Genomic DNA, 23,412 nt, shown 5'->3' with positions numbered 1-23,412 from the left:
CCGGATGGACTGGGCTACAGACGATCCGGTCAATGATGGTTAACACAAAATACTTCCGCAATATTACGATCAATTCCCGAGATGGCCTTAGCATAAGCTATTCCGGTTCGCGGAGGCGGGAATAAAGAATCTCTATAAAGCTACCAGCGCTTGCCAAATTGCAGGGAAGCATAAAACGCGAAGAACAGGGCATTGGGATCCTGCCCCACCATTTGCTGGATCTTGCTGGTATAGTATTCAAGATTAACGCCTGTTTCAAGGGCCATTACAGATTTTCTACCAGTGGCAAAGTCGAAATGCAGACCCGTTTTGAGGTACAGACCGGGTACAAATTTGATCTCGTTAAAACCTTTGCCGAAGCTGGATTTCCCGGCTATATTCTCGGGAGAAATGAACTGCCGCAGCAAGCTGTCGGCATATTTGGTATCGCCCGAGCTGCGAAGATTGAGATAATAAGGTTTGAGCAGACCGGCTGCAAAGCCACCGAGATAGGTCCAGTGGATGGAAACGGTACCGGGGTCGGGCTTACCGGCGATCAGCTGGCGACGGCCATACCCAATCTTGAATGCGTAGAAGCTATTGATCTTCCCCAGGATGTAGGAGCTGGGCTGGAAGGATAAGCCCGGCAATACGCCGTTGGAACGGACCTCTTTAGGATGCTTTCTTTCGAGAAACTCAAACTGCAGCAAGCGTACATGGTAGAAGCGGTCACGATTGGCCTGGCCAAAGTCTTCACCGCCTTTAAACCAACCTTTATCCACGAAAATGCCATATCCATCGGTGCTGAGGCGAAGGCCGCCACTCAACTCTCCTCTTAATGGCTTGGGACCTTTTACCTTAGGGGGCTTTACCGCGGTATTCACCAATTTTGTAGAATCCCCCAGCCTGTCACGGAACTTTATCTTCGGTTGCTGGGCCTTTACAATAGCGGGCAACAGTACAGCCAACAGCATTAAAATATTTTTGGCCCTTATTCTCATTAGTCAGAAATTAGCAAGGTAAATTTACTAAAAATTAAGCTAATGACCTCAAAAATAATTTATAATGGCGAGCTAAGGACCACCGCTACCCACCTGCAATCGGGCACGGTGATCGAAACGGATGCGCCCAAGGATAACCACGGTATGGGCGAGCGTTTTTCCCCTACCGACCTGGTGGCCACGGCGCTGGGCACCTGTATGCTGTCTATCATGGGCATTGCCGCGCGCACGCATCATATCCACATGGAAGAAACAGAATGCACGATCGAGAAGATCATGGTGCCGCAGCCCAGGAAGATCGGTGAGATCGTCGTTCATTTATATATGAAAGGGCAGGAACACTTCAGCGATAAAGAAAGAGCCATACTGGAACATGCTGCCCTTACCTGCCCCGTATACCTGAGTCTGCATCCCGAGCTGAAAAAGAACGTTACTTTTCACTGGTAACATCCCCTTTACGCACCAGGCGGTTGCCGATGCTGCAGCTAAGACAATTCCTGGGTGTGCAATAATGGTTGAACAGTTGGATGAGTGCCTGCGATTGCGCGGCATTGTCTGCAATTACGCCCAGCGACCGCCACTCCCGCGTAATCGCGTTATGCTCCGGCTTTAGCGATTGCAGGAGGTTCAGGCTATCTTCATGCAGGGAATCTTTACCCTGCAGGTGCGCATACAAATGCTGCATGGGCGCCACGGTATTGATAATGATGTTTGACGCGGCTTCCCGTCCAAGGTGCTTTACCTGGGATTCCCGGGTCTGTTCCCTGAAACGGTAATGATTGTCCCAGTAGGCGCTGGCCTGCACTTCCAATAGCGGCAAAATAGATTCCGTGTCCTTTATCTCCATCATACGGGCAAACAGATCCAGGCTTTTGTGTACCAGCATGGCAAATTGCGCTATGCGTAAGGTGGGAAAGTTGGACGGCCGCAACCGCATAAATTTCCAGCGATGTCCACTCAGGGGAACCAACTGGTATTTTCTCCTTAAGAAATGATATTCCTGTTCCAGCGTTTCCATGTACTCGTCAGCACCGGCGCCGCCGAGCAGGCCCGCCTGCCCAAACAGTAACGCCTCGGTTTGCAGCAGGTTGTTCCTGTGCCTGCTTAGTATCTTCAATGGCAAAGAAAGAGCCAGATCAAGAAAGGCCTCCCGGTTAACGTGAAAACCAAAATTGGCAGCCAGCCTGTAATACAGTAAGGTGCGCCAGTCGCTTCCCGACTGTGTCCACAGCGATTGCCAGTCGTCGAGCCGGCGTTCCCATCGCTCGGCCAGCAGGCGATCCATCCAGGTAACCCAGAGGATATCGGGAATATGCCTGAGCTGCCCGGCGCAGGGTATGGTATGGGTCAGGTTCATCAGGCGTTGGTAGCGGTCGAGGATGGCCTGGTCGAGGTGATGCTTCAGCTCGAGTGTAGGAAAGCTGGTCCCGGCAAGCGGCTCGTCGTCTTCATAGACCACATGCAGGATAATATTCTGATAGCTGGGATTGGTAGCATGACGATGCTTATGCCAGTCGGAAGTGCGTACATGGAGCTCGACATTTCCTACCCAGACCGTTTTACCGATCTTTATTTTCGCTTCGGTAAAATCAGGTCCGGCATTATGATTCTGCGTGCCGGGATGCAAGACGATCACAGGCTCCCGTTCGTTTGTTCGCAAGCCGGCAGGGTTAAACAGCACATTCCGCCACAGGTATTGCAATATTATTTCATTCATATTTTATGATAATACAAATGCTATATTACAACTTTTATGTAAAAAAACTAAAATTTGAAATTCAAAATTCAAAAATTAAACTCCAAGGTTCAGATTACAAATTTCAAAATCCATTACAGCTCCTGACTGCTCATTGCCTATTGCCAACTCAAAATCCAAAATCCAAAATCTAAAAACCAATATAGCTCCCGGCCCTTAACCTTTGGAACCACAATCCAACGCCGGAAACTACAGCCATTTCTTTCGCCGGAACCAGGCATAAATGATCAGGGTAACCACTGCCATTAACCCCATAGCAAAGGGATAACCGGCTGCCCAGTTCAGTTCGGGCATATACTTGAAGTTCATGCCATAAATGCCGACGATGAACGTGAGCGGCATGAAAAAGACGGAAAAGATGGTTAATACACGAATAATATCATTTGCTTTCTGGGACGAGGCGGAGAAGTAAACATTGAGCAATTGGTGCAGGTTTTCCGAAAGCGCTTCAAACATGTGCACCAGCTTTTCGTATTGGTCCCGCGTATCGCGCGTAATGACATCTCCGTCTTTTCCATCGATCACATCAATGATCTCGGAAGAAAGGATAAGCATCCGTTTGTACAGATCAATCTTCCGCTTCAGATAGTAAAGGCCTTTCAGCAAGGGGGCTTTCTTCGGCCGCAGAAATACGATTTCTTCATAATAATCTACTTCCCGGGAAAGCTTGGTCAACGAGGTTTCATAGGTCCCCAGACAGGCGTAAACCAGCATATTCAGCAGTTCGGCCGTGGTATTGCAACGCTGCGAACCCGGCACCTGCTTCAGCGCGGTTAACAGATCGTGTTCCTGACGATGCAGCGTGATAAGGTATTCCGGCGTATAAAAGACGGCGATCTTGTCGGTCAGCTCCTGTACCGTATCGGCTTCCTGCCGGTCGTTCTCTACGCGGATACGGAAAATGATGAAAGCGTAATCTTCCATCCTTTCATATTTGGGCAGGTGATCGGGTTGCAGGCAATCCCTTACCAGGGCGGGATGCAGGTGATACTGACGAGCTATCTCTTCCAGCTCCTCTTTTGAAGGATCGGTAATGTCTATCCAATCGAAGCCCTGCTCTGCGCGGCGGGCGATCTGTTGCTGCATGAGCAGGCCGTTTTAGTCCAGGTAAGCAATGGCCGCAAAACGGCCATGGTGACTGATGGAGACGGGCCGGATATTCCCTGTAAGGATATGCTGTAAACCGGGCACGCCTTTGTCATTTTTCCGTACGACATACCCGGGAATAGTTGCGGCTTCCATGCTATCGCTTATATATACAGTTGCGCTACCGGAATTGTTTTGCTCCAGGGCAAGCGTATGGACAAAATCAGGGGTAATGCGGCTCGAAGTGTAGTGATAGTCACTGGCAGTGATCACACAGCCCCGGGCTGTTCCGGGCTGCAACTGTACATCGGTGCATACGAGCTGCAATGGTGCAAAGCGGCTGATGCCGTCCTTACGATGCGCCATTTTATAAGCCGATTCCTTCATGCTCCATAAAAGCCAGACTATGTGAGCGGGAATTTCCGCAGCATGGATGTATTCCTGCTCTGCGGTCGTAAAGAGCTTCTGTAGCCAGCCTCTGCGCTGCCAATTGCTCTCGCGCGCAGCACAGGCCAGGTCTACAATGTCGTTGCCGATCACCGGGCATCCTGTTTGGCCTGCACAATGTCGATAGCGGCCCCTACGGTAAGCATCTTCTCCATGGACTCATTATCGATCTCGACGTCGAAGGCTTCTTCCACATCCAGCACCACATCCACAAGGTTGGCTGAATTGATCTTCAGATCGCGGATGAAAGAGGTGTCGCGGGTAAGGCGCTGCAGGGCTTCCTGGTCTTTGGCATAAGGCGCCAGTATAGGTTTTAGCTTATCGATATATTCCTGCTGTTCCATATTCTGTAGTTTTAGTAAAGGTTATTGTCGTTTATTGTTTTTGCCGATTGATTCTACCTGTATCAGTTGTTGAATTGCCGCAGCAGCACACAGGCATTCACATCGCCAAATCCGAAGCTGGCCTTGGCGACGACCTTTAGCGGCCGTTCCTCCATTTGCTGCGGCACACACGAGGCATCAATCCATTCCGTAATGCCGGGATGCAGGTCTTCGCAATTAAGATTGGGGAACAAAAATCCCTTTTGCAGCTGCAGCACGGCCGCTACACATTCGATGCTGCCCGAGGCGCTAAGACAGTGGCCGATATGCGATTTCAGCGCACCGATAGGCGGAAAGTCTTTTCCCTTGCGCCCCAAGGCAATGCACCAGTTATGGATCTCAAGCGCGTCGCGGGTAGTTGCCGTAAGGTGGCCATTGATCGCGTCCACTGCACTTGCCGCAATGCCTGCATCGGCCAGTGCCCTGCTAATGCAGCGCTGCACGGCATCGGGATTGGGCGCCGTCATACTGCCCTCTCCGCTTTGGCCACCAGAATTGATATGGCCGCCGCATACCTCAGCGTAAATATTGGCGCCCCGCTTTTTCGCCGATTCCAGCGACTCCAGTACCAGGGCTCCTGCGCCACTGCCAGGAACAAACCCGGCGGCGCTGGCGCTCATGGGCCTTGAGCCCTGTTCGGGGTTATCATTGTGCTTATAAGTACACACCTTTAAGGCATCGAAGCCGGCCCATATATATGGACCGCTATCGCTGGTACTGCCCGAGAGCATACGTTCGGCTTTACCATTTTTGATGCGTTCATAGCAGAGCAGCAGGCTTTCGGTTCCGGTGGTGCAGGCCGAGGCGTTAGTCGATACCTGGTTGCCCAGACATAGCTTTCCGCCCAGGTAAGCGCTGATGCCGCTCACCATGGTCTGTGGCACGGAAGTGCTGCCCAGGCGGCGTACCTGCCCCTCATCTATCTTGTAGATCGCCTCGCGAAATTTTTCTACGCTGGAATTGCCGTTGCCGAATATGGTACCACTATCCCAGTCGGGAGTGCCGCTATTCAGCGGCAGGCCGGCATCTTCCCAGGCCTGCATGCCGGCGATGACACCGTATTGTATGCCGGTACTGCTGAGGCCACGCAACTCCAGCGGATCAAAATAACGACCGGTCAGGGCTTCATTCAGCTCCGGCTTACCTGCGATACGACAGGAAAACTGCAGCGCTTCAAGCTCGGGCTGGTACCGGATACCGGAACGCCCTTCCCGCAAGCCGGCCTCAAAGCCGGCGAGGCTGCAAGCCGAAGGCGCCACTACGCCCATGCCGGTGATCACGACTCTTCTTTCCATATTGGTTTATTGACACACATTCCCGATAAGGTACCTTCGCAAGCCAGCACATCGTTTTGATTATACAGCTGCACTTTGCATTTCAGCTTACCAAACCTGAAATAGATCTTGGTGCTGCTGACACGGACACGTTCTCCCGGATAAACAGGTATATAAAAGGCGATCTCAGTTGCCGTCAGGGCGAAAGGAAAGTCTGCCGCGACTGCCGCATCGTCGCCGTTTAAATAGATACCCAGACAAACAAGCCCGATCTGCGCCATGATCTCTGTAAGGATAACACCCGGCGTCACTGCCTGGTGCGGGAAATGTCCTTTGAAAAAATCAAGCTCCGGATCGAGGTAAAAACTTCCTTCAATACCCTCCTGATTGACCGAATGGATCCTGTCGACAAACAGGAAAGGCGGTGCATAGGGTAAACTGGCTATAATGCTGTCGGTCGTCATGAACAGAGAATACTATGTGGTTTTATTCAGCAGATATGTTCTCCTCCGTCGACAGGGATAATGCTGCCGTTGATCCAGGCCGCTTCGTCCTTGCATAACAGGTAGACAACATCGGCTACATCCCCGGGCCGCGTCATGCGGCCAAAGGGATTGCGCCCGGGCGTTGCTGCTTCCAGCGTATCGCTTCCGGGTATTCGCTTCATCGATGCTGTGGGTGTAATGCCGGCCTGGATGCAGTTGGCCCTTATCCCATAAGGGGCGAGCTCCAGCGCCATATTACGGATAAGCGCCTCCAATGCCGCTTTTGCCGTTGCTACTGCGGCGTAATGCTTCCAGGCCTTATGACTACCCTCGCTGGTAAAGGCCAGCACACGGGCATCTGCGGCCAGCAAACCGGCATCCCTGAACGCCATTACCCAATCGTAAAGGCTAAAGGCCATATAATCCAGGGTCAGCTTCAGGTCTTCGGTACTGAGCGGCGGCAGGGCTGCAGAATCCATTGTCTTCAGGCTGCCTTTGGCAATACTATGCAGGATACAACGGAAGCGTCCCCGGTAGGGCTGCAGCGCAGCCAGCACCGCTTCTCTTTTTGGCGCATCCATCACGTCCATATTAAAGGACATAAAAGGAACTTCATGGCTTTGGATCCGTTCAAATGCCGGTGTCACGGTCCTCATTTCGCTACGGGTATTCCGGTGTACTATACAGATGCCCATGCCTTGTGCCGCCAGCTTTTCGGCCGCCGCCAGTCCAAGACCGCTGCTGCCGCCCAGGATGAGCGTCATATACCCCTTCGTTTCAAATTCTTTTACCATCGTAGCAATATCCTTTGTGCAGAAAAACCGGGACCGAAGCTCAACATTAAGCCTGTAGCACCCGGCGCCTGCGGCTGCTTCATAAATTGTTCCAGCACATACAGCACTGTAGCGCTGGACATATTGCCATACTCCCGCATCACGCGTCGTGTAACATCAATCTGCTTGCCCATGATACCGAACAGCTCGTCGACCGTCTCCATGATCTTTTTGCCACCGGGATGAAAGATAAGATGGTCCAGCTTATCAACAGACAAACCATTGCGCTCCAGGAAGGGATAAACGATCCGCTCAAAATGCGCGGCGATCGTTTCGGGCACTTCTATATCCAATACCATTTTCAGTCCACCGTTGGTGAGATCGAACCCCATCATATGTTCGGCGTCATAAAAGTGATACATTTCACCATCGACGATCTCGGGTCCCTGGTCTGCCTCATCGGAGGAGAGCAGCACACAGGCTGCGCCATCGCCAAAGATGGCCGCGCTCACCACATTGGTCATGGAATGGTCGTCCAGCTGAAACGTGCAGGTAGGCGACTCTACAGCCACTACCGCAGCCCGCTTGCCGGGATTGGCTTTCAGGAAGCGCTGCGCATAGAGCATACCGGATACGCCTGCGGCGCAACCCATTTCGGTTACCGGCAAGCGTACAACATCCTGCCGCAATTGCAGCAGGTTGATGAGATAGGCGTCGAGCGAAGGGATCATAATACCGGTACAGCTTACGGTGATGAGGTAATCGAGCTGGTCGGGCCGCCATCCGGCCTGCTCCAGGGCTTGTTCCAGGCAGGCTTTTCCCAGGCGGATCGCTTCCCTGGCATAAATGCGGTTCTTATCTTCAAACGAGGTTTGGGTAAACACTTCCTGCGGCGACATTACGGAATAACGTTTATCTACGCCGGCATTTTCAAATATCTTTTTCACCTTCCGGATATAACGCTCTTCTTCGCCGGCCAGCCACAGGTCGACAAAGGGCAATATCTCGGCGGTTGTACGCGAATAAGCCGGAAGGGCTTTACTGACTGTCTTGATCTTTACGCTCATATCCTTTAATGATCCATCGGTAGCGGAAAGCCCACTTCCATTGTATAGTATGTTGTTTCGTATTCAGTTGCCGGGCAAATGCTTCCAGCTCTGCCCGTTTAAATCCTCTCAATATGCTCAGGCGTCCGTCGACCCGGTTAACCTTGCCCAGCCTGAAAGCAAAGCTCAGCAATTCAAATAAACGATAGGCCAGGCGGCTGCGCTGCAGGTCATTGATCACGATCGCCAGACGGGTGTGTTGCTGCAACTGTCGCAGCAATTGTACGATCTCCCTGTCGGTAAAATGATGCAGGGTCAAGGTGAGCAGCACAACATCGCAAGATAGCTGATCTGCATTCATCGCCAATATGTCGTCGCAGGCATAGCTTATATTGTCGTAGCCAGCCGAAACACTTTCTGCATGGGCTACGGTAAAGGGATTAGCATCCACACCCGTAAGCCGGAAGCGAAAACCTTCCTGCTTACCCATCTCCGCTATCGCCCGCAGCATATCGCCGTTGCCGCAACCCAGGTCCAGGATATGAAGGGTACGACCTGGATATTTCCGGGCAATCTGTTGCACCGCGCTCACCGAAAGCTTGTTGCCTCCCAGTACCCGGTTGATCCAGGCTATTTTCTCCAGCGCATCGGTCAGCTCTTCGCCTTGCATGCCGAAGTCGTCCATCAGCTCTATGGCTGTACTTCTATATTTCGTATCCACCGGCATATTCAGGTATCGTAATGGGTGCGCCGTGTGTTTTCCTTATCAGTACCGGCAACATGGCAGGGAACAGGCCAAATGTCTGTACCAGCACGGCCGATAAATGCCGGCGCTGCAATAAGGCGGCTATACGACGCCCAGTTGCCAATCTTTGCCGGAATAAATGCTGCCATTGCAGGTTGTATGCCTGCTCCATGGCTTCCCGGGCCACAATACGCCGTAAAAAGGGCATAACCGCTTCGGCTGCGATCTTGCCTGCATGAATGGCCATAGCCATACCATTGCCGCAAAGCGGATGGATAAGCCCGGCGCTATCGCCGGCCATCAGTATCCCCTGCTCCACAGCAGGCTTAGGATCGAAAGATATCTGGCTTATGGTCAGCGGCCGGCTAAACAGTGGCGTTGCCGGCTGCATTACCGCCTTCAGGACAGGGTTCCGGTACAATACCTGCTCCTGGTGCTCCTCTATATTCCGGTAACGTTTAAAGGAATCGTACTGTACCAAGTAACAGATGTTCAGCGTGTCCTCTTCCACCTTCGACACCCCGCAATAACCGCCATCGAAATGATGCAGCCCGACAACGTGATCGGGGTGAACGCCTTTGTAATGACCCTTTACCGCCAGCCAGGGCGACTTCTGCTGCACAAAACTGCGTCCGAGCTTCATATCCAGCCCCGACCGTTTGCCAAAAGCGCCGATCACCACATCGGCGGTAATCTGCTCCCCGGAGGCGCAAGCCACCGAAAATTGTTCCCCATCGAAAGACAGGTCCGTAATCTGGTCCCGGATCACAGAAGCGCCATTCTGCAACGCTTTATGGTATAGAAATTGATCAAAAGTGTAGCGGCTGAGGCCGAAACCACCCAGGGGCAACGCTGCAGACAATATTTTGCCCGAAACCACGCTGAATTCCAGTTGCGTTATCGCCGCAGGGCCCAGGGGCTCCGGATCGGCATCCAGCCAGCGCAGGTAAGGCAATACTTCATTAGAAATATATTCCCCGCATACTTTATGATGCGGATAGGCTTCTTTTTCTACCAGAACTACCGGGATTTGCTGCCGCGACAAATGAATGGCGGCAGTAAGACCTGCGAGGCCTCCTCCTATAATGAGTACCGGTGTATGTTGCATGAAGGCGTCTTTAGCGCTAATTTACATTACAACCCAAAGGGTTAAATAGTTGCTTCGGAGGGTCAAAAACGACGTTGCCGGAAACAAGGGGCTAAAAATACAGTTCTTTATTTACTTTAAATTTGCACAAAGGCCCAAAAAGGAATCCGGTATTCCGAAAAGGGCTTTTAAGAATCAGAAATGGAATTTGCGATCGTAGATATTGAGACGACAGGAGGTTATGCCGCGGGCAGCGGCATAACGGAGATTGCTATACTGATCCATGACGGGGAAAAGGTGTGCGAGCGCTATGAGACCCTGGTCAATCCCCAGCGCCCTGTACCGCTACCCATACAGTTGCTGACGGGTATCCATGATGAGATGCTGCAGGACAGCCCGGCGTTTAACGAAATCGCCGGCAAAGTGCATGCATTGCTCAGCGGCCGCGTATTTGTCGCCCACAGTGTCAATTTCGATTATTCATTCATCAAGTACCAGCTGGAGGCTGCCGGCTTACCCTTTACTGCCACCAAGCTGTGTACGGTAAGGCTTAGCCGGAAAGTGCGGCCGGGCTTGCCGTCTTACAGCCTGGGCAAACTCTGCGACGCGCTGGATATTCCCCTGAGTAACCGCCACCGTGCCGGCGGCGACGCCGATGCCACCGCGATCCTGTTCTCCAGGCTATGCGCCTGGGATACGGAAGGGCATCTGCAAGCGATGCTCAAAAAGCAATCTAAAGAACAAACCCTTCCGCCCAATCTTCCCAAAGAGGACTTTGACGCCTTACCGCAGTGCCCCGGCGTGTATTATTTCCGGGATAAGGGTGGAAAGGTGATCTATGTAGGCAAAGCCGGGAATATCCGCAAAAGGATTTCGTCCCATTTCACGGGGCACAATCCCAATCCGCAACGGCAGCATTTCCTGCGTAACATCTATTCGATCCGTTATGAACGCTGCGGTACCGAGCTTTTTGCCCTGTTGCTGGAAGCCGCGGAGATCAAACGGCTGTGGCCTGCCTTTAACCGCGCACAAAAGCACCACGAAGCCAAATTCGGCCTGTATCTCTACGAAGACCTGAACGGCTACCTCCGCCTGGTAGTAGGCAAGCACAATAAGTACCAACCCGGCCTCCATGTCTTCAGCCGGGAGTACGATGCCCGTAACCTCCTGCATAAGCTGGTGCGGAATTTCGGTTTATGCCCCGGTCTTTGCCAGCTGAGCGACTGCGATGGCAGCGGCCATCATGAGGCAGGTTGCCTTGCCCAGGGAGCCCCGGAACCTTATAACCAGCTGGTACGGGAAGCCCTGCAGCACCTCAACCGCAACCTGCCCAGCTTTATCGTAATGGGTGAGGGGCGTCATGAAGACGAGCAAAGCTGTATCTGGGTGGAGCAAGGCAGCCTTTATGGCATGGGCTATATAGACAAATATACCGACCTGCAATCGCCTGCCGATATCAAATCCCTGCTCACACCCTATACCGGCAATGCTTACATGATGCAACTGATCTATAGCCATGCCGAAAAACATCCGCATAAGGTGCTGCAGCTTGCAGCGGCGCTTCCCTGATGCTACTCGCAAAAGTTTTAAGGATTTTAGCAGAAGTATAAGCCCTTGCGTCGATGCAATAGCGAAGGCATTGATTATATTTGGGACAGCAGAAGCCTCTTATTCCTTCTGCTCTGAACCATGCCTGTATTCAGCAGAAGAGCCCGGCTCCAGTTCCGGCAATTGGCTGCTATCATCGTCTCCTGGTTCTGTATAGGGATGCTGGTCGCCTTATACGATCACCAGGTATTGCATACACGCAATGCGCTGGGCACAGCGCCGGGGTATAAGCTTGCTGCGTCGATACTGCTTAATGCCGGGATCGGCCTGTTCGGCGCGCTCACCGGCGGCAGCCTGCTCGTATTTTATGTTAATGTAAAATACAGGGACCGCTCCTATGGATATACCATTGCCTCGGTCACCATCTGTTTTTTGCTCATCATTTTATTGATCAGCATTGTCCTGGGCTTGTTGGGCATGGGCGATCTTCACCGGCTCATCAAGAATGGCGTGGTATGGGCCGCGGTGGTAGCCATTACCCAAATGATGCTCCAGGTCAACAGTAAGTTCGGCTATGGGATATTCTGGGACCTGATCCGTGGCAAATACAATACGCCTAAGCAGGAACGCCGCATCTTTATGTTTCTCGACATCAATGCGTCGACCACCATAGCCGAGGAGCTGGGCGACAGACGGTATCATGCTTTCCTTAAAGATTTTTTCAGCGATATCACCAACCCCATCCTGAACAATAAAGGTGAGATCTACCAATATGTAGGCGACGAAGTGGTGATTGCCTGGCGGTATGGCGCAGAAGAAGAGAATAGCCAGTGCATCCGGTGCTTTTTCGATATCAAGGAGCACATACAAAGCTTAGGCGATAAATATTTATCCCTGTATGGCTTTGTACCTACCTTCAAAGCGGGCATTCATTGCGGCGAGGTGGTCGCAGGTGAGGTGGGCATTATTAAAAGAGACATTACGTATTCGGGCGATGTGCTGAACACGACGGCGCGCATACAGGGAATGTGCAAGCAGTATAATGAAGAAGTGATCGCTTCGGCAGAGCTGCTGGCCGCCCTGGGCACGCTTAGCAACTATGTATCGCAGGTGCTGGGCTCAATAAGGTTAAGGGGCAAAGAGAAAGAAACGTTGCTGATAGCGCTCAAACCCATGTCTTGATTATCTTCGCAACAATGGATACGGATCTTATTTTAGAACATGTGGCCCGGCATATAAGGCTCGAAGAGAAGGAAACTGAATTTTTTCTTTCCCTGCTCCACCCCGCTACCATCCCACGCAAATCCTTTTTGCTGCAACCGGGAAATATTTCCCGGAACGAAAGCTTTATTACCAGCGGCTGCCTGAGGACCTATACTGTTGACGATAAGGGCCAGGATCATATCCTGATGTTCGGCATTGAAGGCTGGTGGATGAGCGATCTTTATAGCTTTCTCACGCAAACACCGTCAAGCTGCTTTATCGATGCCCTCGAAGACACCTCACTGTTACAGCTATCGAAGAGCAACCTGGAAAAGCTTTATGAAGCGGTACCCCGGTTTGAACGCTATTTCCGGCTGATCCTCCAAAATGCCTTCGTCGCGCAGCAGCAGCGGATCAACCAAAACCTTTCCTTTACTGCGGAAGAGCGTTACCGGGAATTCACGCGCAAATACCCCGGACTGGAACAAAGGATTGCACAAAAGCATATTGCTGCGTACCTGGGCATTACACCCGTATTCCTTAGCATGCTGCGTCGCAAGCTCAGCGGAAAATAAATATGAATGGCCGCGCTGTGCTCCACGAACGGCGGCCATCAATCATTTATTCAACTACTTTAATTTTCAGACCCCTCGTTGGCTGTTGCTTTGCGGTACAATTATATCGTAATGAAACAGCTTATTTTGCATACGAACAATGACTGGACCGGGTTGATCATCCGGCTGACTACAGGACTTATTCTTTTTCCCACGGCGCACAAAAAGTATTGGGATGGTTTGGCGGGCCAGGCTTCGCTGGAGAAATGGCTTATTTTACCGGCACGGCACATCTGCCCTGGCTGATCGCATTACTGGTGATCCTGATCGAGTTCTTCGGTTCGTTGTCCCTTATCCTGGGTCTTGCTTCCCGTATATGGTCCCTGGCCTTTATCTGCCTGTTTACGGGCATTATCCTGACTGCACACAAAGATTTCGGCTTCTTCATGAATTGGTTTGGCAACCAAAAGGGCGAGGGCTTTGAATACCACCTGCTTATTATCGGGCTGTCCCTGGCGATCCTGGTCAACGGCAGCGGCCGCTATGCGCTTGACCGGCTGCTCCTGAAAGAGCGGCCCCTATCGGCAACCAGGGCACGACCTGTTTAATTCAGCTTGCGTATGGCGCAGCCGATCTCACCGTTCACAAAGATCTCTGTAAAGTTGTTGGCAAGCATCCAGGTACGGGCTGTATCCTCGAAATAAATGCCCATCACGCCCGTCTGGCAAGTGCGGAACTGCAACTTGATCTTGTTCTGCGCCAACTTGGCAATGTCGGCCTCAACTCCGGCGATGAACGCATCGCGGTTTTCGAAGGACTGGCATTTGATTTCCACGGCCAGCTTTTTTTTGACATCCAGGTCGTTATTGTTGAACAGCCAATCCACACGTTGTCTCGCATTGGTGTAAATAGCCACTTCACGCAGGATATCGTAGGTATTGTTCTGTGCCAGTACATAAGCAGCATAGTCGGCCTGGGCCCAGGCTTCCCAACCGCCTTTCAAAGGGAAGTACAGCTTGAATTCGCTGCCCCTTATCGCACACCAGTTGATAAGAAAGGTGGCATAGTCATCGTAGGTTAAAGTCATGACCTTTGGTTTTTAAAAGAAATGAGCGGACGGCGCCGTGGCAACCGGCCCGCTCAATTGAGATTAGTCTGCCTGCACGGGATGAGGCACAGGATGAGCTGCCTTCACCTGCAGGGTCATTTCCGGTTCAAAAACGCCCCGTGACAGCACAGCGGTAAAATAGATAGTACCTGTATAATTTGCCGGGATCTCCGACACGACACCTGCGATAAAAACTGGGATCCTGCTTACCCTTGTGACGGGGATCACAATAGGCGGCTGAGGACCAGGTATACCGCATTCCAGCTCCACAGTAGCATCCAATGGTACATTCTGGCATTGGATAGTAAATTGTATGTTGCCCGCTTCCGGTCCTTGCTCATACAGCATAATACCGTTAAGCTTATTGGTACCATTGCCGCGAAGCATAATCATGTTACGCACGATCAACCTTATAGGTTCCATAATTACGGCTTATTGGGCGTTCCCTGAACGTGGCCCCGGTGAATGAATAAAAATATCCGACTATCCGGATATAGGAAACCAAGCCGGTTCTTGAGCTTGTCGAAAGGACAAAGATGATGCCTTGGCAAGCTCAGCAACCGTTAATGGAGGCAAATTGTATCCTGTTTCCTATATGCCGGTAGTCAATAAAAATAATTTTTCCGTTTGCAGCGAATACGGATAGCCTGACCCACAAGTTCAAGACAGCCGGGACAACCGGCTTTGGCACCCTATATTCTAAGGGCTTAGGCCTGCTCTACATCCATTGGCGCCACGTACATAGCCCGCATTTCCATTTGCGCACCCGGCGGCGGCGTGCCTTTCAACATTACGGAATAATAAATGGTACCTACAAAATGAGCGGGCACATAGCTGCGCATACCTGCGCTGAAATCATCGCTGGTAACCACTGTAGGCTGCAATTGGATCGGTGGCTGTGGGCCCAACTCTGGGCATTCAAAAGAAATTTCAGAACCAACAGGAATATGCTGGCAGCTGAGCACAAAAAGTATTTCGCCACCCACATCACCTTGTTCATAGAGCAGCGCCTGCGTGATCTTGTTGTTGTCTTGTTCCAGCTTGTAGGTTGCGCTTTTGATTACTTTCCCGTTTTCCATTTTTATTTCGGTTATGAGTTAAAAAAAAGGCGGCTGTGGCCATAGACAGCCGCCTGTGAACATTAATTGGTTGTGGTTACAGAAGCGACCACGATCTGCTTTTTGGGACCGCTTCCTTTTCCGTCGAGATAGAAGGCTGTGAACACGATGCTGCTGTTGGCAGGTGGCGCTGCGTCTGTATAGAAACAGAAAGAGATATTACCGGTATAATTGGCCGGCACCTCCGACATAATACCATACGAACCATTACCATCGCTAACCTTGGTCTTTTCCAGCTTGATGGGAGGATTGGGCCCGGTAAGATTATCTGCGCTGAAAGATACCATGCTGCCTGAAGGGATGTTGTTGCACTTCAAAGCAAAGTTCATTTGCCTTTCCGTATCGCCCTGGCTATAAGCAAAGGTGGTTTTCCAACGGAGACCTGGTGTGGGCGGCGGTGTAGGCTTATCGATGATCACCTTTTTCCAGCCGATGTTATTGCTACCGGCAACATATTGTTGAAAATCGTTAACGCCGCTGAAGTCGGGTTGCGTACCTTCAGGCACGATAACACCAATAAGGCTATAGGTAGCGCCACCAAGGGGGTTTGGCGGCGTCCACACGAAAGGCAGTTCCGTAACAACGATAGCATTTTCGCTTTGGGCGCTCACCGTGACGAAAGATTTGCCATCGCGGGTTTGCAACGCGTTCTTTGTCCACAATGCGGGATTGTTCAGGTCGGTATCCTTGGCATAGTAGGCATAAATATCGCCCTGCTGCAAGCCGCCGGCGAGGCTTTTGCCCCTTACATAGATATAGTTCAGCTGCTCGGCTTTAAGGTTTTGGCTGACATCTTTATCATAGTTGTCATGAAAGTACTTCAATGGGTTCTTGACCATTGTTGTCCCGTTGGAGATCACATCGGGAGAATTGGATACATCGCCGGTGCGGGGAAGCTCGCCTTCGTCGGTAAGGGAGGCCCTGATGAGAATATCGATATTTTCGGTGCTCATAGTTTTATTTTTTTTAGTAGTAAAAGATTAGTGCTTCCATATATAGTTCATAGCGCCAACTACGATAAGACGCTTGGGGCCGCCAAGGGTGAGCAACTGCTCCAGGTACTGATCGTGGTGCGCCAATAGCTTGGTAGATTCACCAGAGCGTTCCAGCTCTCTTTTGATACGGGCATAGGCTTCATCTGCAGTAGGAATGCCGAACTCAGAGGGGGCATGCGCATATTGGAACAGCGCGGTACCCGGGTTGGTCGGATAAGCGGCCTGGATATCAACACTGGCCTGGCTCAGGTCGGTGACGCCGGGAGGCGCTTCCAGGTTGAAATAGATATCGCTTACATAACCTGCGGGCACATCGCATACCACGCCGGTAGTAAAGCTGGGGAAGGTGGAAACCACTGTTGGTTCCAGGTAAATGGGTGGATTGGGACCGGGCGCACCAGCGGAGAAGGACACTTTGGTTCCTTTAGGCACATTGGTACAAATAAGCGTGAACTGGATCTTGGCCGCTTCGTCGCCCTGCTCGTAGAATTGCTGTACGCCGCTAAGCTTTACCGTAGTCGCATTATTAACGACCACATTGCGCCAGGCAATGCCACCATTTTTGGCTACCCATCCGGCAAAATCGGAGATCTGCAGGGTATTGGGAATATCATTGTTATAACCGGGCGAAGGTACCTGTGCGATCATACAGTAGTGATCGTTGTTGATATTGTCCGGCTTCCAGATAAAAGGCTCTGATGCCACACCGATGCCACCGGGCTCTGCAACCAGGGATACCGGGTTGTGCGTAGGTGTCGTGGTGATCTCGTTCCAGTTGGCGGGATAGGTGAGCAGGGAAGCTTTGGACCAGAACAGGCGGGGGCGGTTGCCGTCGGTATTGTCTTCGATCTTCTTATCCGAAAAGTTCTTACCCCTGAGGTAAATATAATTTGTTGAACCAGCCTCCAGAGCTCTACCGGGATCGCTGTTGTAGTTGTCCCGGAAGAAGACCTGCGGGTTAGACACAGGAGAGATGCCATACGGGATAAGATCGGGCGAGGAGCTGAGTGCTCCGGGCTTGGGAATGGTGTTGGTCTGGCCCAGCGTGGATCGCAAAAAGATGCCATTGTAAGTTGCCATAGTGCTAATTTTAATTGGTGAAATAATAGAAATTGGATGAACAAAGAATAAGCGGTTAGACAGAGGGCGTATAGGCCCATACATTCTGGTTGGCGGCATTAACATTCAATTGAGCCCCTCCGAGGAACCAGAGCGCGTCCTGGTACTCCACGCCGGCGGTGTTCAGGATATCTTTCCACTGGAAGCCCCGTTGGGTAGACCATTTGTTATCGGAGCTCATGCGGTTCATATCATACAGCCCCTTCTTATCGGCGCCCAGGCCGCTGCCCAGGTAGATACCATTGCTGAGCGCTCCTACCACAGGGTAAGCGCGCGGCGCCCATTTTATACCCGTTTGGGCATACCAGCTGGCGCCGTCGGAAGAGGACCATACTTCGTTGACCGGCTTGCCCGTTTTATCGTCGCCGTTGATCACACCACCCAATACCCAGGCCTTGCCATTGTAAACAACCGTTCCGAAGGCGCTGCGTCCGTTCTGGAACGCCTGCCCGGTCACCTGCGTCCAGGTTTTACCATCGCTGCTGCTCCATACATCGGTAAGCGGCTGGCTGCCGCTGTTGAGGCCGGCCACGATATACATCTTATTGTTCAGCACAAAGCAGCCGAAGCTCCTGCGTGCAGACCACTGCGCCTGCGCCGTTTCCTGTGTCCAGCTATTGCCGTCAGTGCTGCTCCATACATCGTTCCGGTAGCTGCCATCGGTGCCCAGTCCGCCCATGAGCCACATTTTACCATTGAATACGGTGCCTGCGGCATAGCTTCGTGTAGGCCAGGGCACATTGTTGGTTACCGGTATCCAGTTATAGCCATCAAAAGAGCGGTACACGCTGTTCATATAATTGCTGGCCATTACCCAGATCGCTGTATTGAAATTCAATACCAGGGGCAGTTCGGGGAAGCCGAAGGGTGCGCTGGAAGTGAACTGGTTCCAGCCCAATGGCATCGGCAACAGCTCCAGGCTGCGCATGGCCATTCCCAGCTCGTTATTCACCATCAGCGTATAAGCCACACCAGAGTTGGGTATAATGCTCATCACACCGTTGTTCAGCTTATCCTGGCTAATGCCATTGATCGTACCATATTGCACCGTAGCAGAGACAGCGGAACGTACATCCCATGATAAGGCGATGGGCTGGCCCAGGCGTGCGCCGTAGCCGGGATTGGCGGTGAACGAATTGATCACAACAGGATTGATACCTACCGGCGCTGTTTTATTGGCATATTCATTACCCTTGTTAGATGCCGTAAGAATGAAATTGGTCGCATTCCATACCTGTACCTCCAGGGTACCTTGTGCCGGAAGGTCTTTATGGTCGCCGGGAGAGATCATGATCTTATCGGCATAATCGACCTGCCAGCTCAACGTCACTTTAGCACCAGCGTCGACCTTGCCGGCCGAAGGATCAAATTTTTTGATCTCAGGGGGATTAATGGACACCGTGATCTGCTTAGAGACATTAGGGCCTTCACCATAGGCGGTGAGCGTATACACCGTCGTACGGCCCGGCTGTACGATCACCTCGTCATTTGGCTTTACGTTAGTATAGTCGCCCGGCGCCAGGGTCACCCTTGCCGCAGCCTCGGTAGTCCAGGACAGGGTACTCGATGCTCCTGAGCTGACATAGGCAGGGTTAGGATTGAAGCTGGTAATATCCAGCTTGCTTCTGATCTTTACTACCTGCTTACTGTCTTCGGGAAACGAGCCATCGCCGCTGTTCTCCCTTATCTTGAGTATAGCGGTGCCGTCGGACTGGTTGACAATAATATTCTGCAGCTGAAAGGTGATGCTTTGTCCTGGTGCTATAGTGGCATCGCTATCGATAGGCGTAGCGCGGTAAAGCCCGTCATCTACCTGCTGAAAATCCCAGTCAAGCGGTTGCAGCGATACAGGGACGATCGACGAAGGATCTGCCGTCAGCGCATCTTTACTGGTGATAACGCTATTTACCGGGACCTGGATCTCGAATCCGACAATGCTGATCGCTTCATCGGTAGCATTGCTGCCGCCAATGGTGAGCAGCACGCGGGAGGGATTAAGGTTGTCGCGGGTATAGTATACGCTACCCGGGAGCACGGTATAAGTTAGTTTGGTATCGCTCATAGCTTTGGTTATTTTGAATCGTTAAGCGCATTGGATAATTTCAGCCAACCATCTTTCAGCTCATAGTTGGCGCCTATTCTGGCCTTCTCATTGGCTTGTGCGATATTGGTCAGCTCTTCCCAGGTGGTAACGCCCGTATGCTGTATCCAGGACCATTTGCCGCTCATCTCGGAAGGCAAAGGCATCGATAGCTGATCGGGATCAGTGATCAGGGGACCGGTGCGGAAGGTAACATGCATATTGGCCATAGCTTCCTCTACCAGGGTACCGGGCAGCACGTTCAGCTGCACCGGCAGGATACCGGGTATCACATTGACATCGCCGCGGGGATCAACGATCAGGAAAACTTCCCTGGCAGGATCGCTAAAGCGGAGCGACACAGGCTTATTGGTCACGTAGCCCGAGGCGGTATCGATCTTATCGGCCAATATGCTATTGAATGTGGCAAAGTCTGGCAGGAAGTAGCCGATCGTACCGTCCTGCGGATCCTGCAGGCAGCCGGTCTGTACGGGGAATACGATATCCTCGTAGCCGCCTGTCACTTTCAGCGTCGAGTCTTTCCAGTTCTGGCTGTAAGCCGGTGCGCCCATCAGGTTGTAATCCATCGCCGACCGCACCAGTGCCAGCGGCCTGCCAATGAAGACGGAGATCAGCTCGTTGTTCCGGCCACCCAATGGTTCGACGGTCCATAATGTTTCATCAATAATAGACAGCAGATCGTTAAAGGCCGCCGCACTGTCTTCCCGCGCCAGCAGACCTTCTACGAAGGAACGCATGTAGCCATTGGGTATCACCTCGTCAAGCGGTGCGCCTACCGGCACATTCTTGCCCGGCGCATTGTCCCAGCGCAGCTGCATATTTTTAAACGTTCCTGTAAGGATGAGCTCGCCTAGGAGATGACCATCGGGCGTATATAGCGAAAGTCCTTTATCCAGGTGATTGGGCAGCAGCCAGCCACAAATGGGATTAGTCATCTGGTTGACCTGCACACTATCATCATTCTGACCGCTACCGGAAAGAAGGTTAAAATCGAAGCGGGCATTTTGGGTCACCCTTGGCGGCAGCTGCACCAGGTTGGCATTGCTTGCCGTTACCATCCCGGTACCAATGACGGGGTTGTAGCCGGCCGGTTGCTGCCCTACCGCTGATATGGGATCAAACACCTGGCCGAAATCGTCCACGACCCATAGTTTGTTCAGCTGAAAATGGCCCGCCCTCACCGGATAGCTCTTTACACTCATATCCGGTACTGGAGACAGTTGGGTCATATCGCCCACAAGACTGTTTACGTCGGCGGGAGCCTGGTTCAGCTGATCCGGGTTAAGCGCCAGCAGCAGCTCATTAAGGCCACTCATGCTCTGCGTCAGGAAGTCCCAGTGGCTCACGGTATTCAGGAAATTTTCGAGGTCGGGAAACTTGCCCGTATCCTCAAAATATTTTTCCAGCTGGGCCTGCATTACAAAGGCGCTGTTGGGTGTGATCAGCGTACTGCCGCTGATGGTAACGCTATTACCGACAGGGCTGAAACTTTCATCCCACACATATTCCAGAGTCTCTGCATCGAATTTCCATTTTTCCAGAGCCTTCGCAGGTTCTGTATAAGAAGGAATCCAATTGATCTCCCAGGCCATATACAAGGGGGCCCAGGGCGCCGCCCAAAGCTGCACGGCAACCTTGGAAGGAATAGTACCCATAAAGCCCGAGGCATCGGTAACCAACTGCCGGTCGATATCGTGGATATCGGCGTTCCAGGCGGCGGTCTGCTGTGCTGCCACGTTGGCCGCATAAGTGCTGTTATAAGGTATCTTCAATAGTGTGCAGGCCGCCTGAGCAATGGCTGGCGCATTTAGCGTATCGAAAAAGTAATTGTCAATACAAATGCTGTTGGTCTCCTTGGGAACCAATCCTGGTGCCGGCAGGCTTACAGGCGGCAAGGTAACATTGGCGGCTGTCACCGGTTGAATAGGCTGTCCCGGCAGCATTACCTGCAGGCCCACAATAGTTTGCCCGGTAAATCGTGTGAACAGCTGATCACCTTCCTCAAAGCGGCCGTCTTCGCCATGCCGGTAGGCCCGGTGTGCACCATATACCAGCACTACGGGATCGTTGGCCTGGTGATAACGATTACCCATATTCTCTTTCAGCTCCTGTGTAGAAGGGAGGCCATCCTCCACTTTTTTGATTAGCGCTACGATCTCGGTTTCCAGGGTCCTGTTTGCTGTCTGCAGATCCGATACCAGTTGTTTGTTGCCAGGGATCGCATTTTTAAGGTTATCCTGGATCACTTTCCATTCTGCCGCCGAAATACCATCTGGTGGCTTGCCCCAATAGCTGGACGCTTTCCCGGTCTTCCACCAATTGCCGTACAAATCCGATTGGGCCGACTGCATGAGGTGCAGGTTCAGATCGCGCAATGCCGCTTTTTCGTTGAGCGCGACCAGGTCGACCTGACGTTCGGGAGAGATGAAAGGGTTCTCAGGCTTGTCCTTATCATCGATATAATAATAATATTCGGCGTCATGGTTACCGAACCAGGCTTTAAATATCTCGCGGTATAGCTGGTATTGTCCGCCCTGCTCCTGGTACTTTGTCAGCAGGTTATAGTTAAAGGCTTCCAGCAACTCGGCTGCGGCCTCCCCATCCTGCCCCGTAAGGTCGAGCTCATAAGCTACCAGCGCAGCCAGCGCATCGATAGCCGTATTGGCTATAGCGATCCGGGGTTGCTTTTCGGCCGGCATTTCAGGATCGTATTGCGGCACGCCACTCTGCGGCACGCCATTCTGTCCCAGCCAGTTCACTTTATAGATCATACCCTGGCATAAAGTACGCGAAGGGTAAATGTCCTTTGCTTTATCCGGATCAACAGGAATACCGCTCGCCTTTGCCCAGGCCATCCAGTCGTTCACCGCCTTTTGAATATCGTTGTTGTCACCCACTGTCCAGTTCAGACTGTCCATCAACACCAGCCATTCGTCCAATGTGTTGAATTTATTGAGCGGATCATCCTGCGCACTGCCATACCAACCCATTACGGTGTATGATACCGGCACTTCCTTGTCGACGATATCACTCATATCGTCGTAGAAAGAAAATACATTGTTGATATTGGCTGTATATGCTGCGAATGCGGGATTGCCCGGCCCCAGCGCCATCAGGAACTGCTGCTGGCTCACCGCCGCTTCTCCCGGCCATTGCGCGGCCGGCCATACTTTACCGATGCGGGTCAAGGTCGGTGTTGCTGCATCGGGCTTCAGAAAAAGGTTGGCGCCGTCTTTCGGATCGAGATAATCACTTTGCAATATCCAGGATTTCGACTTCCCTTCATAGTAACGGATAATGAGCCAGCGGTTGGGTGCATAAGGATACGTGATCTGCTCACCCTCCTGCCTGCCGTGGGTGATCCCGTCGGGAAGCGCCCAGTGGAGTGTTACCCCCACACCGGGACGCTCGGCGCCCTGGAACATGGAGGGCCGTACGTCCAGGAACTTACCGGCATTGTTATACTTCATCCTGTTATACGCCCAGGGATAATTCAGCGACAGCTTCGATACCACCAGGGCTTCCACATCCACCGGCACCAGCAACGAAGGACCGTTCCAGAGTAAGGGCGCTGCTGTATTTTTGACCGCTTTTGCCATGATCT

Annotated in this window: 24 protein-coding genes; 6 read left to right on the top strand and 18 right to left on the bottom strand. The window is 52.0% G+C overall.

Going from position 1 to position 23,412, the window contains the following annotated elements; translation table 11 throughout:
* Positions 1 to 140: 140 nt before the first annotated feature.
* Positions 141 to 953 carry a hypothetical protein gene (locus tag DZK30_RS06865; protein WP_162902910.1) on the bottom strand — a complete coding sequence of 271 codons (813 nt, stop codon included), beginning with the start codon at positions 951 to 953 and terminating at the stop codon, positions 141 to 143.
* Between the two features lie 69 nt (positions 954 to 1,022).
* On the opposite strand from DZK30_RS06865, the gene DZK30_RS06860 reads away from it, so the two are divergent.
* Positions 1,023 to 1,427 carry an OsmC family protein gene (locus tag DZK30_RS06860; protein ID WP_118973315.1) on the top strand — a complete coding sequence of 135 codons (405 nt, stop codon included), beginning with the start codon at positions 1,023 to 1,025 and terminating at the stop codon, positions 1,425 to 1,427.
* On the opposite strand, the gene DZK30_RS06855 is transcribed toward DZK30_RS06860, so the two are convergent.
* The 10 genes from DZK30_RS06855 to DZK30_RS06810 form a co-directional block, all read right to left on the bottom strand.
* Positions 1,411 to 2,697: a DUF2851 family protein gene (locus DZK30_RS06855; protein ID WP_118973314.1), complete on the bottom strand. Its 1,287-nt coding sequence runs from the start codon at positions 2,695 to 2,697 to the stop codon at positions 1,411 to 1,413. The two genes, DZK30_RS06860 and DZK30_RS06855, sit on opposite strands and share 17 nt — an antisense overlap.
* Before the next feature lie 228 nt (positions 2,698 to 2,925).
* Positions 2,926 to 3,822 (bottom strand): magnesium transporter CorA family protein, encoded by an 897-nt coding sequence (locus DZK30_RS06850; protein ID WP_118973313.1) that lies wholly within the window; start codon positions 3,820 to 3,822, stop codon positions 2,926 to 2,928.
* Between the two features lie 12 nt (positions 3,823 to 3,834).
* The gene (locus DZK30_RS06845; protein ID WP_118973312.1) at positions 3,835 to 4,362 is read right to left on the bottom strand and encodes a 4'-phosphopantetheinyl transferase family protein; all 528 of its coding nucleotides are present in this window, start codon (positions 4,360 to 4,362) and stop codon (positions 3,835 to 3,837) included.
* On the bottom strand, positions 4,359 to 4,613 hold the full coding sequence (locus tag DZK30_RS06840; RefSeq protein WP_118973311.1) for a phosphopantetheine-binding protein: 255 nt from the start codon (positions 4,611 to 4,613) through the stop codon (positions 4,359 to 4,361). The genes DZK30_RS06845 and DZK30_RS06840 overlap by 4 nt, the downstream gene beginning before the upstream one ends.
* A gap of 62 nt (positions 4,614 to 4,675) precedes the next feature.
* Positions 4,676 to 5,947: a beta-ketoacyl-[acyl-carrier-protein] synthase family protein gene (locus tag DZK30_RS06835; RefSeq protein WP_118973310.1), complete on the bottom strand. Its 1,272-nt coding sequence runs from the start codon at positions 5,945 to 5,947 to the stop codon at positions 4,676 to 4,678.
* On the bottom strand, positions 5,929 to 6,390 hold the full coding sequence (locus DZK30_RS06830) for a 3-hydroxyacyl-ACP dehydratase FabZ family protein (protein ID WP_118973309.1): 462 nt from the start codon (positions 6,388 to 6,390) through the stop codon (positions 5,929 to 5,931). The genes DZK30_RS06835 and DZK30_RS06830 overlap by 19 nt, the downstream gene beginning before the upstream one ends.
* 26 nt (positions 6,391 to 6,416) lie before the next feature.
* Positions 6,417 to 7,205: an SDR family oxidoreductase gene (locus DZK30_RS06825; RefSeq protein WP_118973308.1), complete on the bottom strand. Its 789-nt coding sequence runs from the start codon at positions 7,203 to 7,205 to the stop codon at positions 6,417 to 6,419.
* Positions 7,199 to 8,251: a type III polyketide synthase gene (locus DZK30_RS06820; RefSeq protein ID WP_118973307.1), complete on the bottom strand. Its 1,053-nt coding sequence runs from the start codon at positions 8,249 to 8,251 to the stop codon at positions 7,199 to 7,201. The genes DZK30_RS06825 and DZK30_RS06820 overlap by 7 nt, the downstream gene beginning before the upstream one ends.
* Entirely contained in the window at positions 8,223 to 8,951 is a 729-nt protein-coding gene (locus DZK30_RS06815) for a methyltransferase domain-containing protein (RefSeq protein ID WP_205529369.1), read from the bottom strand. The genes DZK30_RS06820 and DZK30_RS06815 overlap by 29 nt, the downstream gene beginning before the upstream one ends.
* Positions 8,935 to 10,083, bottom strand: a complete 1,149-nt coding sequence (locus DZK30_RS06810) for an NAD(P)/FAD-dependent oxidoreductase (RefSeq protein WP_118973305.1) — start codon at positions 10,081 to 10,083, stop codon at positions 8,935 to 8,937. Before DZK30_RS06810 ends, DZK30_RS06815 begins: the two co-directional genes overlap by 17 nt.
* 180 nt (positions 10,084 to 10,263) lie before the next feature.
* On the opposite strand from DZK30_RS06810, the gene DZK30_RS06805 reads away from it, so the two are divergent.
* The 5 genes from DZK30_RS06805 (at position 10,264) to DZK30_RS06790 (ending at position 13,975) form a co-directional block, all read left to right on the top strand.
* The gene (locus tag DZK30_RS06805) at positions 10,264 to 11,631 is read left to right on the top strand and encodes an exonuclease domain-containing protein (protein WP_118973304.1); all 1,368 of its coding nucleotides are present in this window, start codon (positions 10,264 to 10,266) and stop codon (positions 11,629 to 11,631) included.
* A 120-nt stretch (positions 11,632 to 11,751) separates the two neighbouring features.
* On the top strand, positions 11,752 to 12,792 hold the full coding sequence (locus tag DZK30_RS06800; RefSeq protein ID WP_118973303.1) for an adenylate/guanylate cyclase domain-containing protein: 1,041 nt from the start codon (positions 11,752 to 11,754) through the stop codon (positions 12,790 to 12,792).
* Between the two features lie 14 nt (positions 12,793 to 12,806).
* Positions 12,807 to 13,388, top strand: coding sequence for a Crp/Fnr family transcriptional regulator (locus tag DZK30_RS06795; protein WP_118973302.1), 582 nt, complete (start codon positions 12,807 to 12,809; stop codon positions 13,386 to 13,388).
* Between the two features lie 111 nt (positions 13,389 to 13,499).
* A complete protein-coding gene (locus DZK30_RS26210; RefSeq protein ID WP_205529368.1) occupies positions 13,500 to 13,673 on the top strand; it encodes a hypothetical protein in 174 nt (57 codons plus the stop codon).
* Positions 13,634 to 13,975 (top strand): DoxX family protein, encoded by a 342-nt coding sequence (locus tag DZK30_RS06790; RefSeq protein ID WP_205529367.1) that lies wholly within the window; start codon positions 13,634 to 13,636, stop codon positions 13,973 to 13,975. The genes DZK30_RS26210 and DZK30_RS06790 overlap by 40 nt, the downstream gene beginning before the upstream one ends.
* Here DZK30_RS06790 and DZK30_RS06785 read toward each other — a convergent pair.
* The 7 genes from DZK30_RS06785 to DZK30_RS06755 form a co-directional block, all read right to left on the bottom strand.
* Positions 13,972 to 14,454, bottom strand: a complete 483-nt coding sequence (locus DZK30_RS06785; RefSeq protein WP_118973301.1) for a hypothetical protein — start codon at positions 14,452 to 14,454, stop codon at positions 13,972 to 13,974. The two genes, DZK30_RS06790 and DZK30_RS06785, sit on opposite strands and share 4 nt — an antisense overlap.
* A 63-nt stretch (positions 14,455 to 14,517) precedes the next feature.
* The gene (locus tag DZK30_RS06780; RefSeq protein ID WP_162902909.1) at positions 14,518 to 14,898 is read right to left on the bottom strand and encodes a hypothetical protein; all 381 of its coding nucleotides are present in this window, start codon (positions 14,896 to 14,898) and stop codon (positions 14,518 to 14,520) included.
* 284 nt (positions 14,899 to 15,182) lie between these two features.
* Complete coding sequence (locus DZK30_RS06775) at positions 15,183 to 15,554, bottom strand: hypothetical protein (protein WP_118973299.1); 372 nt, start codon at positions 15,552 to 15,554, stop codon at positions 15,183 to 15,185.
* A gap of 62 nt (positions 15,555 to 15,616) precedes the next feature.
* A complete protein-coding gene (locus DZK30_RS06770) occupies positions 15,617 to 16,546 on the bottom strand; it encodes a hypothetical protein (RefSeq protein WP_118973298.1) in 930 nt (309 codons plus the stop codon).
* Between the two features lie 27 nt (positions 16,547 to 16,573).
* Positions 16,574 to 17,668 (bottom strand): hypothetical protein, encoded by a 1,095-nt coding sequence (locus DZK30_RS06765; RefSeq protein WP_118973297.1) that lies wholly within the window; start codon positions 17,666 to 17,668, stop codon positions 16,574 to 16,576.
* Between the two features lie 55 nt (positions 17,669 to 17,723).
* Positions 17,724 to 19,769, bottom strand: a complete 2,046-nt coding sequence (locus tag DZK30_RS06760; protein WP_118973296.1) for a Kelch repeat-containing protein — start codon at positions 19,767 to 19,769, stop codon at positions 17,724 to 17,726.
* 8 nt (positions 19,770 to 19,777) lie between these two features.
* Positions 19,778 to 23,407: a hypothetical protein gene (locus DZK30_RS06755; protein WP_118973295.1), complete on the bottom strand. Its 3,630-nt coding sequence runs from the start codon at positions 23,405 to 23,407 to the stop codon at positions 19,778 to 19,780.
* Between the last annotated feature and the right edge of the window lie 5 nt (positions 23,408 to 23,412).

Source organism: Taibaiella koreensis, from assembly GCF_003545715.1.
In the GTDB taxonomy this organism is placed as follows: domain Bacteria; phylum Bacteroidota; class Bacteroidia; order Chitinophagales; family Chitinophagaceae; genus Taibaiella; species Taibaiella koreensis.
This window is presented reverse-complemented; position numbering and strand designations above follow the sequence as displayed.